Here is a 17330-nt window from a genome sequence, read left to right as displayed (position 1 = left end):
GCAAGGCATTGTCAAGCTTGAAAAACTTTCGGATCGGGCTCTAATATATTCCTGATAATTTTGAAATTTATAGATTTATTTTCTTCGTATTTATAACGTTCTTACGCTCCCAAGCCTCCTATAGAACGTTGTCGAACTGACACGGTTTCTTTAATTCTGCATATATGCGCAAAAAACCAGATATCTGACAGGTTTGAAACATTGTATAGGTTCATTTGAAATTTGTTTTATAGAACATAAAACCCGGTCGAAGAAATGACGTTCGTCGTCGTAGATCAAGACAGAATAGACGATAAAGGAAATATGCGCACAAAAACCGTCATCCGAGGATGATGTGGCACATATGTGCCGATGTATGGAATGTCCTAAAATTTCGGGAACATTTTTCGCATGACTGCAATATCCGTAACCTGAGACAGTTTACCTCCCTCTGGAGCATAAGAAAAATATGCGCATACTCATTGTGGGAAATATGGGCTATGTTGGTCCAGTCGTCATACGACATCTGCGGGATCGATTCCCGACGGCGACACTTGTGGGATATGACAGTTGCCTGTTTGGCCAATGCCTGACCACATCCGGTCCGTTCCCGGAAATTATGCTTGATGCGCAATATTTTGGGGATGTACGCGATATTCCTGCTCCTTTCCTGAATGGAACGGATGCAGTCGTGCATCTGGCCGCCATTTCAAACGATCCGATGGGATCGCGATTTGAGGAAGTAACTGACCAGATCAACCGTGGCGGCAGCCTGCATCTGGCCCAAATGGCCGCCCGTGCTGGCGTGCAGCACTTCGCGTTTGCCTCCAGTTGCAGTGTATATGGCGTAGCGGGTGGCCTGCCACGCAAGGAAAGTGATCCGGTCGAACCCCTGACCGCCTATGCCCGCTCGAAAATAGAGACTGAACGTGCCTTGATGCACATGGATGCAGGTGAAATGGCCATTACCTGCCTGCGTTTTGCAACGGCCTGTGGTTTCTCAGATCGCCTGCGACTGGATCTCGTAGTAAATGATTTTGTCGCCAGCGCCCTGACCTGTGGGGATATCACTGTCCTGAGCGATGGAACGCCCTGGCGTCCGCTGATCCATGTGCGGGATATGGCGCGCGCGCTCGAATGGGCGATAACACGCAAAGGGGAACGGCATCTTGTGGTCAATGCAGGCAGTAATGCCTGGAACCATACTGTCCGTAACCTTGCCGAGGCCGTGGCACAGCATCTGCCAGGCACCTCGGTGCGTATTAACACCGAGGCCCCGCCAGACCGACGTTCTTACAAGGTTGATTTTTCCTTTTTCCAGAAGATTGCACCTGATTTCGTTCCGAGGGTCAGCCTGTCGGAGACCATCGCCGAACTCATTTCAGGTCTGCGGGGCATTGGCTTTTCCGACCGTAATTTTCGCAATTCCTCCCTGATACGCCTGCATGCGCTGAAGAACATGATGGATGCAGGATATCTGGGACAGGACCTGAGATGGGTCAGATGACCCCAAGGCAGGTCATCATCAGCCAGCATGCGGCAGCAGGATAGAATCCATGACCATTTTTCAACCGACATTCGCCACGTTCTGGGGCAGTGAAACCATTTCGGCATATGAGGCTGCCTGCATCAATTCCTATGTGGCACATGGGTATACCTTCACCGTCTATAGTTACGAAGCGGTCAAGAACCTCCCCGCGGGTGTGATAAATGGTGATGCGCGCGACATTACCGATCCGGCCAACATGATGCGTTTCCTGATTAGGGGAAAGCCGAACCTCAGCCATTTTTCCGACCTGTTCCGCTATGAACTGTCGCGCCGGACCGATCACATATGGGTCGACGCGGACATGCTCATGCTGCGCCGCATCGACCTGCCGCGATGGGACATGCTCCTTGCCAAAGAAGACCCGACTTCGGTGTGTGGCGCGATCATGCGCCTGGAACGCAATCATCCCAAACTTGATCATCTGGTCCATGAAACGCTGGCGTTGCGGGATCGCGATCTGGTCTGGGGGGCGACAGGCCCGCGTCTGCTGACATCGTTGTTCGGAAAACAGGTGATCATGCAGGAATCCTATGCCCCGCAATATTTCTTTCCCATCCATTTCCGGGAAGCATGGAAGATCCTCCTGCCGCAATACCGGCAGGAATGCGAAAAACTGTGCGCATCCGCCTATACGCTTCATCTGTGGAATGACCAGATGGTGCGCATTGGCATATGGAAACGCTTTGCCCCGCCACGCGGCTCATTTCTGGCGGAGTGTTTCGCAGCCACGAACGGGCTTGATTTCTTTGAGGATTTTTACCCTCTCCAGGTCATGGAACACATGGTCTCCAACTGGAGGTTCCGTTGTGAGGGAGGGGAGATCGGCATGGGACAATGGCTTCGCCGGGGCCTGCCGAGTGTTGGCGTGACCGTGCGCCGCCGATTGAACCTGCCGACATGAACACACATGCAACAAAAGGTGTGCAACGTCACGGGCTGTCAAATTTTACCTGAGACCTGAATGGAGAGCAGTGGTCATGAAAGCCGTTATCCTGTCCGGTGGTTATGGAACACGCCTGATGGAGGAAACCGACAGCAGGCCAAAACCTATGGTTGAAATCGGGGGACGTCCCATCCTGTGGCACATCATGAAAATCTATTCCCATGCGGGGATCAATGATTTTGTGATTCCCCTTGGCTACAAGGCAGAGATGATCAAGCAGTATTTTGCCAATTACCATCTCCTGTCATCGGATATCACGGTTGATATGCAAAACGATACTATTGTCACCCTGAAACGCAGTGCCGAACCATGGCGTGTAACGTTGGTGGATACCGGGCTTGATACCATGACGGGTGGTCGTCTGCGACGCCTGCAACCCTATCTGCAGGATGAAGCGTTTTGCATGACATATGGCGATGGGGTCGCCGAAATAGATGTGCGCACGACGGTTGCATTCCATCACAGCCACGGCCGTGTTGCAACCGTCACGGCGGTCAAGCCCCCGGCGCGTTTTGGCACACTGGAAATCGTCAACGGATGCGTCGAAGCCTTCCGTGAAAAGCCCATTGAACCCGGTTATGTAAATGGTGGCTTTTTCGTGCTGTCACCTTCGGTCTTTGGGTATCTGGAAGATGATGAAACCGTTTTCGAACGCACTCCGCTGGAGCGCCTGGCCAGCGATGGGCAGTTGATGGCGCTCAAACATGATGCATTCTGGCATTCCATGGATACCCTGCGTGACAAGCGTCATCTGGAACATCTATGGGAAACACGCAACGCACCCTGGCGCATGTGGTAAACATAATGCGGATGCACATATCTGACGTGCATATACGAAAGGAGGGGTGGACATGGGCACCCGGCGACATGCTATGATGCCGATTGTCCCACCGGGGCATGTCAAAGAAGTCCTGTGGATGGCAGGGAAACGGGTGTGAACGCGATCGGCGCAAAAAAGTGGCGGTATATGATGGCCTGCCTGTTCTTTCAGGTCGGGATGCTGCTGTCTGTCGTGCCGGTATATGCTGCACCCAGCCCCACTGGTATCGAGGGGATGCCTGATACACACGCCCGGGATACACACGCCCCGGTCACATATGCGACCCCGGCGATGGCGGCAATGCCAGGCGTCCATCCATCCTCCCCCCAATGCCATCATCACCAGCCGTGCGACACACACCAATCCTGCAAACATGGCGATGCAGGATGCTGCCTGTCGGGTCCAGCCTGCATGACCGGTTGGGCGGTGACACCGGGTTTTGTACCACTGATGCAGGCACGTGCAGACACAGTGACCTTTGGCAGCCGTTATGCCATTGGTGCAGGCGGGGTGGCATCCGCCCCCGCACTTCCACCCCCCAGAAAAACGGTCTGATCCCTTCCTGACCGTTTTGGAACCGGACTTCCCGCATGGGAAGACACGGTACCGTCCATATTTTCTGGCGGATATCTATCCATGACACTTGTATCGCATGCGAAAGGCGGGGCGTTGACGCGTCGTCGTTTCGTAACCGGCGCAGGCATATGGGGCGCGCTTGTGACCGCAGGCACAAGCCCCCATGCCCGTGCGCAATCCCCCATGACGGGGCAACCTGCCGCCACGCCGTCCACCCGCTTTGACCTGGGCATTGAACGCCTGCACGCCAACATGACAGGACACCGCGTCCGTGCCGTGGGGGTCAATGGTTCCATCCCGGCCCCGATCCTGCGCTGGCGACAGGGGGACACTGTTGAACTCAATGTCACGAACCACCTGCATGAAGACAGTTCCATCCACTGGCACGGCATCCGCCTGCCTGCCGCCATGGATGGCGTGCCGGGGCTGAGCTTTGCCGGCATTCCCCCGGGCGAGACATTCACCTACCGCTTTCGCCTGCACCAGAGTGGCACCTACTGGTATCATAGCCATTCCGGCTTTCAGGAGCAGCAGGGCATGTATGGGGCGATCATCATCGACCCCAGACATGGGGAAACCCATCATTATGACCGTGAATATGTGATGGTCCTGTCCGACTGGACAGACGTGGCCCCAGCAGACATCGTCTCCAACCTCAAATTCGACAGCGACTATTACAATTTCCGCCAGCGCACGGTGGGAACCCTGTTCCATGACATGCGCCACAAGGGCATATCGGCAACGTTGCGTGACCGTCTGCAATGGGGCGGGATGAACATGGCGCCGACCGACATCCTTGACGTGTCAGGTATCATCTATACCTACCTTCTGAACGGGCACTCGCCACAGGCCAACTGGACGGGCCTGTTCGGGCCGGGAGAACGCATACGACTGCGTTTCATCAACGCTTCGTCCATGACGTTGTTTGATATCCGCATCCCAGGGCTGGAGATGACGGTCATACAGGCCGATGGCAACGAAGTCGAACCTGTAACAATAGATGAATTCCGCATCGGTACGGCGGAAACCTATGACGTTCTGGTCACCCCACGCGGGTCCGGTCCATACACCATCTTCGCACAGGCCGAAGACCGGACCGGATATGCACGTGGTACGCTTGCGACCCGTGCAGGAGTTTCTGGGCCGATCCCCCCGATGGACCCACGCCCACTGCGCACCATGACGGACATGGGGATGGGGAATATGGACATGCATACCCCATCTTCGCCTAAGTCCAAGGAAATGGAAGGCATGGACATGTCACACATGACGCATGATATGCCCGCCCATGCCACCCCACGCCTGCGCCCTGGTGTGGAAGTACAGAGCATCGCCATGATGCCCATCAACCGCCTGGCAGAAGCAGGGGATGGGCTGGATCATAATGGCCGCCGCGTCCTGACCTATGCCGATCTGCGCGCGACCATCGCAGGCGCGGACCCCAGACCACCATCGCGTGAGATCACATTGCATCTGACAGGCAATATGCAGCGCTTCATATGGGGGTTCGACGGTAAAAAATTCTCCGAAGCGGACGCAATCCGCCTCACGCTGGGCGAACGGGTCAGGTTCATCGTGATCAATGATACGATGATGGAACATCCGATCCACCTGCATGGATTCTGGAGTGAACTGGAAAACGGGCAGGGGGAGTACCGCCCCTATAAACATACGATCATCGTCAAGCCAGGCGAGAGACTGAGCTACCTTGTCACCGTCGATGAACCAGGGATGTGGGCCTATCACTGTCATCTGCTCTATCATATGGAACTGGGCATGTTCCGCACGGTCATCGTGTCATGAAACACATGTTCATCATTGCCACGATATTACCATGTATCCCCGTCTTCTCCCTTCATGCACAGGCCGTCACCCCGATGGCACAGGCCCACACCATGAAAAATAGTGGCGTGCAGAAAAAAGGGCTGTCTTCTGCCCCTGTTGCCTATGTCAACGCAATGCCACCGGTCATGGATCATAATCTCTATGCCCATGCCCTGCTTGATGAGTTCGAGGCACGCTATAACGCCAATGGGGGACAGTTCCGATATGACGGACAGGCGTGGGTCGGCACGGATTACAACAAGCTGTGGCTGAAATCCGAAGGGACGGTGGGTACGAACGGAAAGTTTGGCGACGGCGATCATGAAATTCTGTATGATCGTGCCATCTCGCGCTATTTCGATGTCCAGACCGGGGTTCGGATGGATATCGACAATGGTCCCACCCGCGCATGGGGTGCGGTCGGGATAGAAGGGCTGGCGCTTTATTTCTTTGACGTGGAAGCGACCGCTTATTTCAGCGATCGTGGCGCAGCCGGCCGCCTGCAGGGATCATATGACCTGTTGCTGACCAACCGCCTGATCCTTCAACCTCAGGTCGAACTTAATTTCTACTCACAATCCGATCCGGGTCGGGCGAACGGACGGGGCCTGTCTGATATCGATACAGGATTGAGGCTGCGTTATGAATGGCATCGCAAACTCGCCCCCTATATTGGCGTCACCTATAGCGGCACATTCAACCAGGCCACAACGTTGGCACGGGCGCGTGGCGAACATGACCTGCATGACCTGAATTTCACATTCGGGCTACGGACATGGTTCTGAAGGCAGGGCAGGGTTGGTTCCCCCAAGATATGAAAAAATATTCCTGTATAAATAAGGATTACAAAGCAATGATGAAACATGGTTCCCGGTTTTTTGCCCTTTCCACCATTATGGGCACGATCTTCCTGATGGCCCCTTACGCCCATGCAGCCACCACTCCGGCGATGCAGATGCACGATATGCAGGGAATGGAACATATGGAGGGGATGGAAGGAATGGAGGGGATGACCCATCATCCTGCACCGGCACCACATCCCACCCATCGCATCCAGGACCACATGGCGCAACAGAACGGACATCCATCCGCAACCAGAACAGGTCCATTAGGTATGCCGGAAGCCGTGCGTGAACGATAAGAAATGGTTTTAACAATACCCTGATAAAAGAAGAGGATTCATAAAGCCCATGTGAGAATTCTTCAAAAAACGTCACAAGGGCCACGCCTTTCGGTAGGCTGCTGAAGACAGGGAAACCCATATTTCTTAGCTATATTCACGAATTTTTTGGTAAGAGATTATTTCAAACCAAATCATTGACAAAAAATAAGAAAAGTTTTTGGGTGCCGCCTTTTTTTAAAAAAGGCGGCGTCTTTTGAAGATTTTTAGGAAAATCTTCACCAAAAACCTTATGTAATTCCAGATGTTATCGAGCCTGACTTTTCAAACGGTCTATAAAGTTTTTTTTAATAGGGGTTCACACGTCTTCCCCTTTTGGGGAAACTGACTGTTAAAGAATTTTATCGTTTTTTGTCAGTAACTTGTTCCAAAATCATGTCCGTCCCCCTGACTAATTCCCATGCTGTTCCCATGACATGGGTGCACATTTCATGCCGATCCCGCTATAGGACAACGTACAACGCCCAACATTGGTTAAGAAGTCCATGCCCCATTCCATACTGCTTAAAAACGCGCTGATGCTTGTGACGATGGATACGCAGCGACGTGAAATCGCCGGGGGCTGGGTCCTGATACAGGACCAGCAGATCGTACGTGTTGGCATGGCCGACGAAGTACCGCCCACCGCGGACGAGGTCATGGACATGTCAGGTCATGTGGTCATGCCAGGCATGGTCAACACCCATCACCACATGTACCAGACCCTGACCCGTGCCGTGCCCGAAGCACAGGATGTCTCCCTGTTCGGCTGGCTGCGTACGCTCTATCCCATCTGGGCACGCCTGACGCCGGACATGATCCGGGTTTCTACATGCACGGCAATGGCGGAACTGATTCTTTCGGGCTGCACCACCAGTAGTGACCATCTGTACCTGTTCCCGAATGGCAGCCGCCTTGATGACCAGATTGAGGCGGCAACCACGATGGGCATGCGCTTTCATGCCGCCCGTGGCGCAATGAGTGTCGGTGAAAGCAAGGGGGGACTGCCCCCTGACAGTCTGGTGGAGGATGAAAAAACCATCCTGCATGACATGCAACGTGTGGTCGAAACATATCATGATCCCTCCCGCCTTGCGATGCGACGCATTGTCCTTGCCCCCTGTTCGCCATTTTCCGTCAGTCGGGATCTGATGCGCGAATCAGCAGCACTGGCGCGTGCAACGGGCACAAGGCTCCACACCCATCTTGCTGAAAACGCCAGCGATATCGAATATAGCCGCGCAACTTTTGGCATGACTCCGGCAGAATATGCCGAGGATACGGGCTGGCTTGGGCCGGATGTATGGCATGCACATTGCGTCCGTCTGGATCATGCCGGCATTGAACGTTTTGGGCGCAGCGGGACAGGCGTTGCCCACTGCCCATGTTCCAATATGCGTCTGGGGTCAGGCATTGCGCCCGTGCGCCACATGATGGCCCATGGTGTGCCCATAGGGCTGGGGGTGGACGGTTCGGCCTCCAATGACAGCAGCCACATGCTGACAGAGGCACGCCAGGCGATGCTTGTTTCGCGATTGCGTGATAATGGGGACGATACCCCCATGATGGGGGCACGCACCGTTCTCGAACTTGCGACACGAGGGGGGGCCACCGTTCTGGGACGTGATGATATCGGGCATCTGTCGCCGGGCATGGCGGCGGACCTTGTCGCCTTTGACATGCGTGGCATCGAATATGCCGGGGCGCTGGTGGACCCTGTCGCAGCCCTTGTGTTCTGCACCCCGCGCAATGTGGCACTGTCGATCATCAACGGACAGGTCGTCGTACGTGACGGACATCTGCTGACATATGATACGGGAATGCTTGCCGAACGACACAACCGTCTGGCCCATGCCTTGCTGAACAATGAGACCCTGGCCTGAGGCAACTGATGTTACGATGGATGGACATACGGCAGATGGATGATTATTGAGGCGCCATGTCTTCCATCGGATCCCCCCAGAGCGTCAGGCTCGGCATTGATTTCGGCACGACCAACACTGTTGTTGTCCTGCTGGATGAAAATGGGCACCCCCATCCGGCACGCTTTTCCTTTCCCCATCACGAGGCCACGGAAACCTGCCGTTCGCTGCTGTGCCTGTGGCATGAGGAAACGCAGGCAGGGCGCATCAGCCTGTGCGAAGCCATAGGTGCCGCAGCTATCGATGCCTATCTGGAGGATCCGGCCGAAAGCCGCCTGATCATGTCCATGAAATCCTATCTGGCGCAGGCCTCCTTTCGCCAGACGCGCCTGCTTGGGCATGTCATGACGCTGGAGATGATGATCGCGCGCTTTCTGGGTTGCCTGATGCGCACGATCGGAATTGATCCCGCCACAGTCACCGCCACGGTGGGACGCCCAGTGCATTTCGCGGGGGACGGCGTCGATGATGCCTTTGGGGAGCAGCGATTGCGCGACAGTTTCCGTGCCGCAGGGTTTCACCATGTCGATGTAGCCCTCGAACCCGAAGCCGCAGGGTGGCGCTTCGCCCGCCGCCTTGGCACACCAGCCACCGTGCTGGTGGGGGATTTCGGTGGGGGCACCAGTGATTTTTCCATCCTGCGTTTCGACCCCGATACCCCGCATCGGGCAACACCATTAGGATATTCCGGTGTTGGCATCGCAGGCGATCAGTTCGATTACCGTATCATTGATAATGTCATTGCCCCTGAACTGGGACGGCATACCACTTATCGCGTGATGGGTGGCGCACCACTGCCGGTCCCGGCGGAATGGTATGCAAGCCTTGGCCGCTGGCATCGCCTTGCCCTGATGCGCACGCCACAAACCCTGCGCGATATCTCGGAAGTGGCGCGCACGGCCTCAGAACCGGATCGACTACTTGCATTGCGTAACCTGATTGATGATCAGCAGGGGCAGGCACTTTATCGTGCCGTGGGCGCGGCAAAGCGGGAATTGTCACAGGCCGACCGCGCGATCTTGACATATGATCACCGGGATATTCACATCAATCGTACAATCACACGCACCGAATTCGAAAACTGGATCGCCCCGGACCTGCATCGCTTTGATGCGGCCGTTGAAAACGCCCTTGAACGTGCGGCGCTGCCTGCAAGCGCGATAGACCGCGTTTTCCTGACCGGTGGCACATCGTTCGTACCTGCGGTGCGGGACCTGTTCACCCGTCGCTTTGGCGCGGAACGTGTTGATACGGGCGGAGAGTTCGTCTCGGTCGCAGAGGGGTTGGCCCTGATGAATGCGCAGCCCTGAGAGAAACGGGACTAAATTTCACAGGTGTTTTGTGAGGATTGCTTTTTGCAAACATTACAGAACACCCACCGGACTCTTATGGCGACAAGATAATTTCCAGACAGATGCTTCAAATCGGATTGGGTGCAGAATCGATCAAGCACACAGATTAAGAGATTGTTTGAAAAAAAACAGGAAAAGTTTTTGGGTGCCGCCTTTTTGAAAAAAGGCGGCGTCTTCTGAATCTTTTTGAAAAAATTCACCAAAAACCTTTATGATTTCAGTATGTTATTACGCCTGCCTTTTCAAACAGTCTCTAAATATGACCATCACGGTTTTTGAATTTACACTTTTTTCGTGGAAAATATTATAAAATACATTCGCGAATTACTCATTCCCCGTCAGTGGTTTATTTATTTTTTACATACCGTTACTGAAATATCCGAATTTTATGGTGTTCGGATATTCTGCCATCCGCATTTCAACCCGCATGTCCATCATAGCTCAGACGATAGATCGCACCGGCCAGGTCATCACTGACAAGGACGCTGCCATCGGGCAGTGGCTGTACATCCGCAGGCCGTCCCCACGGGGTCTCGTCATGTTGAAAACCATCTACAAGGACAGAGGCTGGCCCTACGCTGCCACCCGCACTGACAGGAACTGCCACCACCCTGTATCCCGACAGACGGGAACGGTTCCATGACCCATGCTCCGCAATCAGCAGGCCACCACGATACATTGCGGGAAACATCGTTCCTTCGTAAAACCGTAACCCGAGGGCCGCGACATGTGCGCCCAGCCTGAGGACAGGCGGTGTAAACCCAGCACATGGATGACCCTTGCCATAGACAGGATCAGGAATGTTACCCTGATGGCAATAGGGAAATCCAAAGGATTGCCCAACCCTGTCAATACGGTTCAGCTCATCAGATGGGATGTCATCGCCCATCATATCGCGGCCATTATCGGTAAACCACAGGGCGCCCGTTCCGGGCTGCCACGTAAATCCCACGGTGTTACGGATGCCATACGCCACATCCTCACGCCCGGTGCCGTCGGGATTCATGCGGATCAGACGACCGAACTCATGCCCGATATCACAAACATTGCACGGTGCGCCAATCGGAACATACAGCTTGCCATCTGGTCCAAACGCAATGAATTTCCATGAATGGTCCCCCGCACGATAGGGCAGGTTATCCGCGACCGTTTGCGGTGTGGGCGGGTGGTCCAACCGGTCCTCTATCCCCCGGAGGACGACAATCCGGCGGGTATCGGAAATATACAGATCCCCCTGATGAAAGGCCACACCAACCGGGAGGTTCAGGCCATGGGCCACCACCCGCACTTGTGGCGCATGGCCGTCTGCGCCGTCTGTCAGGGCATAGACCTTGCCCGCCCCCATGGAGCCGACAAAAATCGTCCCCCGATCACCAAGCACCATTTCACGCGCACCGGGGACATGACTGGTATAAGTAGCAATATGGAACCCCGCTGGCAGTTGCAGCGCCTCTGGCCGTGGGGCGGCCTGTGCGGCCATATGCCAAAATGATGCCCCCAGAAACAGTGAGAGCACGATACCATGACGACCCAGGCGACAAGATGACATGATCCGATCCTTTATCAGGGACGACAGAACAGGGAACATAAATGTAGGGCTTCCGTCTTCTGAAACGCATCTGGAAAATGCATAATCCGGCATAGACATGAACACCATGGAGAAAACGTGACATCCCTGTTCGAGACCGTAGCGCCCCGTCCCCTTGCCGAAGCCCTGCGTCCGGAACGGATCGAGGATGTCATCGGCCAGGCCCACCTGATGGCCCCAGATCGGCCCATTGGCCGCATGGTGGCATCGGGGCGCCTGTCATCCATGATTTTCTGGGGTCCTCCGGGAACGGGAAAAACCACGCTGGCACGCATACTCGCCGCGCGTTCGGGCATGGCGTTTGAACAGATCTCCGCCGTCATGTCAGGTATGGCAGACCTGAAAAAAGCACTCGCCCGGGCGCAGGGCCTTCGCCAGCAGGGGCAGACAAAGGGCATGGTCCTGTTCGTCGATGAAATCCATCGCTGGAACAAGGCACAGCAGGATGCACTGTTACCGTATGTGGAAGACGGGACCATCGTCCTGATCGGTGCAACCACCGAAAATCCCTCTTTTGAACTGAATCGCGCGCTTGCCAGCAGGGCGCAGGTCATGGTGCTTGAACGGCTTGCCACACACGACCTGTCGATCCTGCTGGAACGGGCGGAGGCGCATTTGGGCCATACGCTTCCCCTTGAGGCGGAGGCGCGCACCGAACTGCTGAACATGGCGGATGGCGACGGGCGTTACCTGCTGGTGATGGCCGAAGCACTGTCGGATCTCGGCCCTGACGCCGCCGTTACGCCCGAACAGCTTCATACCCTTGTACAACGCAAAGCACATGCCGGCGACAAGGGATCGGACATTCATCACGCGCTACTGTCCGCGTTTCAGAAATCAATCCGGGGTTCGGATGTGCAGGCAGCACTTTACTGGCTGGCCCGGCTGCTCAGAAGTGGGGAACCACCACGCGCGATCCTGCGCCGCCTGATGGTCATGGCGACGGAGGAAGTCGGTCTTGCCGATCCGCGCGCCATCGAACAGGCCGCCGCCTGCGCGGCTGTGTTTGAACGGATCGGGGAACCAGAAGGACTGCCCGCACTTGCACAATGCGTGGGATACCTGGCCACCGCGATCAAATCCAATGCAATCTACAAGGCATTCTACACCGCCATGGACCTTGCCGAGGCACATGGTTCAATCATGCCGCCAAAGCATCTGGTCAATGCGCCAACGGCACTGATGAAGGCGCAGGGCTTCAAGGATGGATACAGATACGACCATGATTTCCCGCATGCCTTCAGCGGTCAGCCGTTTTTTCCAGACATATTAAGCGGGCCAGACAGACCGGAAATCTATCGTCCCAATGCACGGGGATATGAACGCGATATCCTGAAGCGATTGGCATGGTGGGACCAGCGCCGCGAAAACTAGGCAATGTTTACTACGATTATTAAAATTACCATCCTGTATTTTAGAAATATTATTACGAAAAACTTTCCAATCCGATGGATTGTTAAACACTTCTCAAGAGGAAGAACCAATATACGATTGAAATTACAAATTTTATGAATATTTTCCAAGATACTGCGAAAAAACAGTATCTTGGAAATTTTTACATTTATATAAATAGTTTGTTTTCCAAATACCCCCTCCATTTACAGATCATATACGCATACAGACGTGTGTGCGCGTTCCCCTTCAGTCCACATCCTGCTGTTGGCCTGGGAACCGCCCGGAAAACGCGACATCAGCAAGAGGACGTCGGGAGGAGGGGACATTACGCGCACGCAGCCCTTCTGGCAGGCTCCCGGCATCGCCTGGGCGTCCGATGATGATGGCGGCATCAAGAGCATAATCTTCGGGCAATTCCAGCCCTGCACGCGCCAGATCATGATCAAAGCCGCTGATGGGATGGGCTGCCCACCCAGCCTTGTTCAGTTGCAGTTGCACCAGAACTGACGCTGCACCGGTATCAAATGAATGGGTAGGGGCGGGCACAGGTTCCACCTGTCCGATATTCATGACCGTATGCGAAGCGACATAAACAACGGCGGAGGCATTCTGTGCCCATGAATGGTTGAACGGGATCAACCACGACAGGAAACGTTCCCAATCCGCAGTGTCACGCCGGGCATAGATAAAACGCCATGGCTGTGAATTATAGGCCGAAGGCGCCCACCGCCCGGCATCAAGGAAGGACAGAAGTTCCGTTTCCTCAATCAGGGCCGGGGTAAAGGCATAGGGAGACCAGCGGTCAAGGATCAGGCGATCCACCGAGGTCTCGGAAGTGCGGGCGGGAGGTTGGGTCATGTGGGTTTACCTGCCATCGGTTATTATGAAAAATCGGGATATGTTACGCCACATGTTCCCGGCAAAGACAGACATGTGGACGGAAAAAGCGGGTATCAGGGACTGTCGCCCCGGCTTTTGCATATCCCCCAACATATGAAAAAGAATTCTTCCATTCAGGAATTCTCACGACATGCAGCATGATTGCACATCAGGGCGGATTGAAAAATATTTTCAAATTACTAAAATTTTTCGCGATATACATGCTCCCGAATTGGAATTTTCCGTATGAAACAGACCACAGAAAAACTATGTCTCTCCGAACTCACCGCGCAGGAAGCACGCACCGCACTTGCGGATAACCCCGTTATCATCCTGCCCCTTGGCAGCCATGAAGATCAGGGCCCGCACGCCCCCATGGGGGATTACCTGTGCGCGGATGCAATCGCACGCCGTGTGGCACTTGCCACGCGGGCACGTGGCATCGGAACCTACGTCGCGCCCGTCCTGCCTTATGGCGGGGCGGATTATTTCGGCAGCGTCATCGGCGGAATTGCACTGGGCCAGGCAACGTTACGTGCCGTCCTGACCGATATCATGTCATGCCTGCGGCGTAACGGGCTGACACGCATCATCATCTTCAACGGACATGGCGGCAATGCACAGGCCGTGCATGATGTCACGCTGTCGATGCGACACACGCATGGCGTGGTGATCCCAAGTGTCTATCTATGGAGCATCGCGGCAGGTATGCTCCCCGAAGTAATGGGCAACCGCGATGTGGCGGAACGTTCCGCCGGGCACGGTGGCAACCCGTTATCCAGCGTGGCCATGGCGCTGTTTCCTGACCTGGTGCGTCCCGACCTTCTGCCGGCCCCTGCCACCCATCCACAGCAGTTCATGGGCTTGCCCGTAAATGGTTTCGCCACGGCACGGTTCGAGGGTTCCAGTATCCACTTTCCCCTTGAAATTGACGAAATCGCAACGCAGGGGGTCATGCAGGCCGACCCGCGCCTGTGTTCCCCAACCGCGGGGCGGGAACTGGTGGAGCGCCTGACCACCCTTGGCGTCAACCTTGTGTCACATCTCATGAAGGAGGAATGGTGATCCCCAAACCATTTCCAAGGCTGGGGGAAATCCCCTCAGCCACACGACACTCCGCCCCATAAGAACTGGGCACCCTGGATACGTGCTGCCTTCAGGAACGTATGGAGTCCGCACCCTCCAGCAGGGCAAGTATCTCGTCCGGGGGCGGTTCATGCATGATAAAGTCAAAACATTCATGCAGTTCACGTCGCACCCAGTGAAACAGGGGCTGGTTTTCCGTCTGTGTATAGAGGGAAAATTTCATGACACTCATCATTCCCTCCCTTGAACCATTGCCCATACAGCGTATGGCCTGCCGAAAGGTTTCATACAGAACGCGCACAACCTGATCGATTAAGAGGCAGCACAACCACCTGCAAATTCGCTTCCAATGTTTTTTTCACAAAACTGCGACCATATATGCAGATTGAAAAACCCGCTCCCTAATCATCCGGCAGATAGGCGCCCATGGCCTACTTTCTCCTGCGTCGCTGTCCACTGGCATCGATCACCCCACCTGCCAGCATATGGGCGGTATGGACAAGGGCAAAATGGCTGAAGGCCTGCGGAAAATTCCCAAGCTGCCGCCGCGCAACAGGGTCATATTCCTCAGCAAAAAGGCCAAGGTCATTGCCATAGGAGAGCAACCGTTCAAACAGGATGCGCGCCTCCTCCATGCGACGGGACATGATATAGGCATCACACAGCCAGAAACTACATGCAAGGAACGCGCCCTCCCGTCCCTCCAGCCCATCGGCCGTCACCCCTTCGGGCAGATAGCGATAGACCACATTGTTATGCAGCAGTTCCTTTTCGATCCGGGCAACCGTACCCTGCACGCGCGGGTCATCTGCCGGCAGGAAACCCAGCAGCGGGATCTGCAACAAGGAGGCATCTACACGGTCCGCGCCATAATACTGCATGAAACTGTTACTGGCCACGTCGAACCCTTTTTCACAGATTTCGGCATGGATTTCCTCACGCGCCGCACGCCAGGCGTCAACCGGGCCTTCAAGCCCGAAATCCACAGCGCTGGCAATCGTGCGGTCAAACGCAAACCAGCACATCATCTTGGAATAAACAAAGTGCTGCTTCGGGCCACGTACCTCCCACAGGCTGGAATCCGGCTGACGCCACAGGACAAGCAGGCGGTCGGCGATCGAACGTTGCAACGGCCATACCGCGTCCATGTCCGCCAGCCCGTCACGTCGCGCCGCATCGAATGCACCCAGCAAAGAGCCATAGACATCAAGCTGGAGCTGTTCATGCGCCGCATTTCCGATGCGCACAGGACGGCTGTTTTCGTATCCCGCCAGATGGTCCAGCGTGGTTTCCGTCAACCTGCGCTCTCCATGCAGGCCATACATGACCTGCAACCCGTCTGGCGCGCCAGCGGTCGCGCGCATCAGCCACCATCGCCATGCGCTTGCTTCCTCCATATACCCCGATACCGTCAGCGCATGCAGCGTCCAGACCGCATCACGCAGCCAGCAATAACGATAATCCCAGTTACGCCCCCCACCGGGATCTTCGGGCAGGGAGGTCGTAGGGGCCGCAACAATCCCACCGGTCGGCTGATAGGTCAGCGCCTTGAGCGTCATGAGAGAGCGTCGCACAACCTCGGCATAAGGACCGTCATAGGTACACTGCGCCGCCCACAGCCGTCCCTGGGCCTCTGTATGGCGTAACAGGGCGTAAGGATCACGTGGCAGGGGCGGTATTTTGTGTGAGGGGAACCATTCCAGTGTCGTGGCCACACTTTGCCCCGCAACAATGGTGAATTCCGATGTGGTGGAAAAGTTGGTGTTGCTGAGGTCAACGCTACTGCTCAGGCGGATGGCATCCGGTCCGGCAAAGGCAAAGATCGCCCCCTCGCGCCGTTCCACCCAGGGAATCCATGCGCCATAATTGAAACGAAGGCGCAGTTCGGCGGAAAAATCGACCTGTCCTTCGACACCACGGATGATGCGGACAAGTTCATGAAGATCGCCATCAACGGGTGTCGGCATGAAATCAAGCACGACGGCACGCCCTGACACCGTCTGTATCGTGGTTTCAAGGATCATCGTATCAGGAACATAACGACGCGTGATATGTGCCGCCGGATCGGTGGCACGTACCGCCCACTCCCCATTTTCAGACGTACCGAGGAGAGAGGCGAAAATCGCCTCGGAATCAAAACGTGGCATGCACAGCCACTCGATAGTGCCGTTACGGTGGATCAGCGCGGCACTGTGGGTGGAACCGATCATGGCATAATCTTCGATCGGATGCGTGATGGTGGGAGTAGGGGACATGAA

Annotated in this window: 15 protein-coding genes; 11 read left to right on the top strand and 4 right to left on the bottom strand. The window is 55.3% G+C overall.

Annotated elements, in window-relative coordinates:
- Nucleotides 1-448 precede the first annotated feature (448 nt).
- From B7G66_RS04205 to B7G66_RS04165, 9 genes are all read left to right on the top strand, one after another.
- Entirely contained in the window at nucleotides 449-1486 is a 1038-nt protein-coding gene (locus tag B7G66_RS04205) for an NAD-dependent epimerase/dehydratase family protein (protein ID WP_003619926.1), read from the top strand.
- Between the two features lie 49 nt (nucleotides 1487-1535).
- Nucleotides 1536-2429 (top strand): hypothetical protein, encoded by an 894-nt coding sequence (locus B7G66_RS04200; RefSeq protein ID WP_003619928.1) that lies wholly within the window; start codon nucleotides 1536-1538, stop codon nucleotides 2427-2429.
- A 76-nt stretch (nucleotides 2430-2505) separates the two neighbouring features.
- Complete coding sequence (gene rfbF, locus B7G66_RS04195; RefSeq protein WP_003619931.1) at nucleotides 2506-3270, top strand: glucose-1-phosphate cytidylyltransferase; 765 nt, start codon at nucleotides 2506-2508, stop codon at nucleotides 3268-3270.
- A 135-nt stretch (nucleotides 3271-3405) separates the two neighbouring features.
- A complete protein-coding gene (locus B7G66_RS04190) occupies nucleotides 3406-3846 on the top strand; it encodes a hypothetical protein (protein WP_141313106.1) in 441 nt (146 codons plus the stop codon).
- Between the two features lie 81 nt (nucleotides 3847-3927).
- Complete coding sequence (locus B7G66_RS04185) at nucleotides 3928-5670, top strand: copper resistance system multicopper oxidase (protein WP_003619933.1); 1743 nt, start codon at nucleotides 3928-3930, stop codon at nucleotides 5668-5670.
- 5 nt (nucleotides 5671-5675) lie between these two features.
- Nucleotides 5676-6476, top strand: coding sequence for a copper resistance protein B (locus B7G66_RS04180; RefSeq protein WP_003619934.1), 801 nt, complete (start codon nucleotides 5676-5678; stop codon nucleotides 6474-6476).
- On the top strand, nucleotides 6467-6832 hold the full coding sequence (locus tag B7G66_RS04175; protein ID WP_048858859.1) for a hypothetical protein: 366 nt from the start codon (nucleotides 6467-6469) through the stop codon (nucleotides 6830-6832). The genes B7G66_RS04180 and B7G66_RS04175 overlap by 10 nt, the downstream gene beginning before the upstream one ends.
- 524 nt (nucleotides 6833-7356) lie before the next feature.
- Nucleotides 7357-8733, top strand: coding sequence for an 8-oxoguanine deaminase (locus B7G66_RS04170; protein WP_003619941.1), 1377 nt, complete (start codon nucleotides 7357-7359; stop codon nucleotides 8731-8733).
- 56 nt (nucleotides 8734-8789) lie between these two features.
- Entirely contained in the window at nucleotides 8790-10082 is a 1293-nt protein-coding gene (locus B7G66_RS04165) for an Hsp70 family protein (protein ID WP_003619943.1), read from the top strand.
- 460 nt (nucleotides 10083-10542) lie between these two features.
- Here B7G66_RS04165 and B7G66_RS04160 read toward each other — a convergent pair whose 3' ends face one another.
- Nucleotides 10543-11604, bottom strand: a complete 1062-nt coding sequence (locus B7G66_RS04160) for a PQQ-dependent sugar dehydrogenase (protein ID WP_141312987.1) — start codon at nucleotides 11602-11604, stop codon at nucleotides 10543-10545.
- Between the two features lie 186 nt (nucleotides 11605-11790).
- Between B7G66_RS04160 and B7G66_RS04155 the strand changes: the two genes are divergently transcribed.
- Nucleotides 11791-13086, top strand: a complete 1296-nt coding sequence (locus B7G66_RS04155; protein WP_003619948.1) for a replication-associated recombination protein A — start codon at nucleotides 11791-11793, stop codon at nucleotides 13084-13086.
- 267 nt (nucleotides 13087-13353) lie between these two features.
- Here the strand turns inward: B7G66_RS04155 and B7G66_RS04145 are convergent, their stop codons facing one another.
- A complete protein-coding gene (locus B7G66_RS04145; protein WP_003619952.1) occupies nucleotides 13354-13965 on the bottom strand; it encodes a nitroreductase family protein in 612 nt (203 codons plus the stop codon).
- A 267-nt stretch (nucleotides 13966-14232) separates the two neighbouring features.
- Between B7G66_RS04145 and B7G66_RS04140 the strand changes: the two genes are divergently transcribed.
- Complete coding sequence (locus B7G66_RS04140; protein WP_003619953.1) at nucleotides 14233-15051, top strand: creatininase family protein; 819 nt, start codon at nucleotides 14233-14235, stop codon at nucleotides 15049-15051.
- A 91-nt stretch (nucleotides 15052-15142) separates the two neighbouring features.
- Here B7G66_RS04140 and B7G66_RS17780 read toward each other — a convergent pair whose 3' ends face one another.
- A complete protein-coding gene (locus B7G66_RS17780) occupies nucleotides 15143-15295 on the bottom strand; it encodes a hypothetical protein (protein ID WP_003619955.1) in 153 nt (50 codons plus the stop codon).
- Between the two features lie 208 nt (nucleotides 15296-15503).
- Nucleotides 15504-17327 (bottom strand): glycoside hydrolase family 15 protein, encoded by a 1824-nt coding sequence (locus B7G66_RS04135; protein ID WP_003619957.1) that lies wholly within the window; start codon nucleotides 17325-17327, stop codon nucleotides 15504-15506.
- Between the last annotated feature and the right edge of the window lie 3 nt (nucleotides 17328-17330).

The organism is Novacetimonas hansenii JCM 7643 (assembly GCF_000964405.1).
Classification (GTDB): Bacteria; Pseudomonadota; Alphaproteobacteria; order Acetobacterales; family Acetobacteraceae; genus Novacetimonas; species Novacetimonas hansenii.
This window is presented reverse-complemented; position numbering and strand designations above follow the sequence as displayed.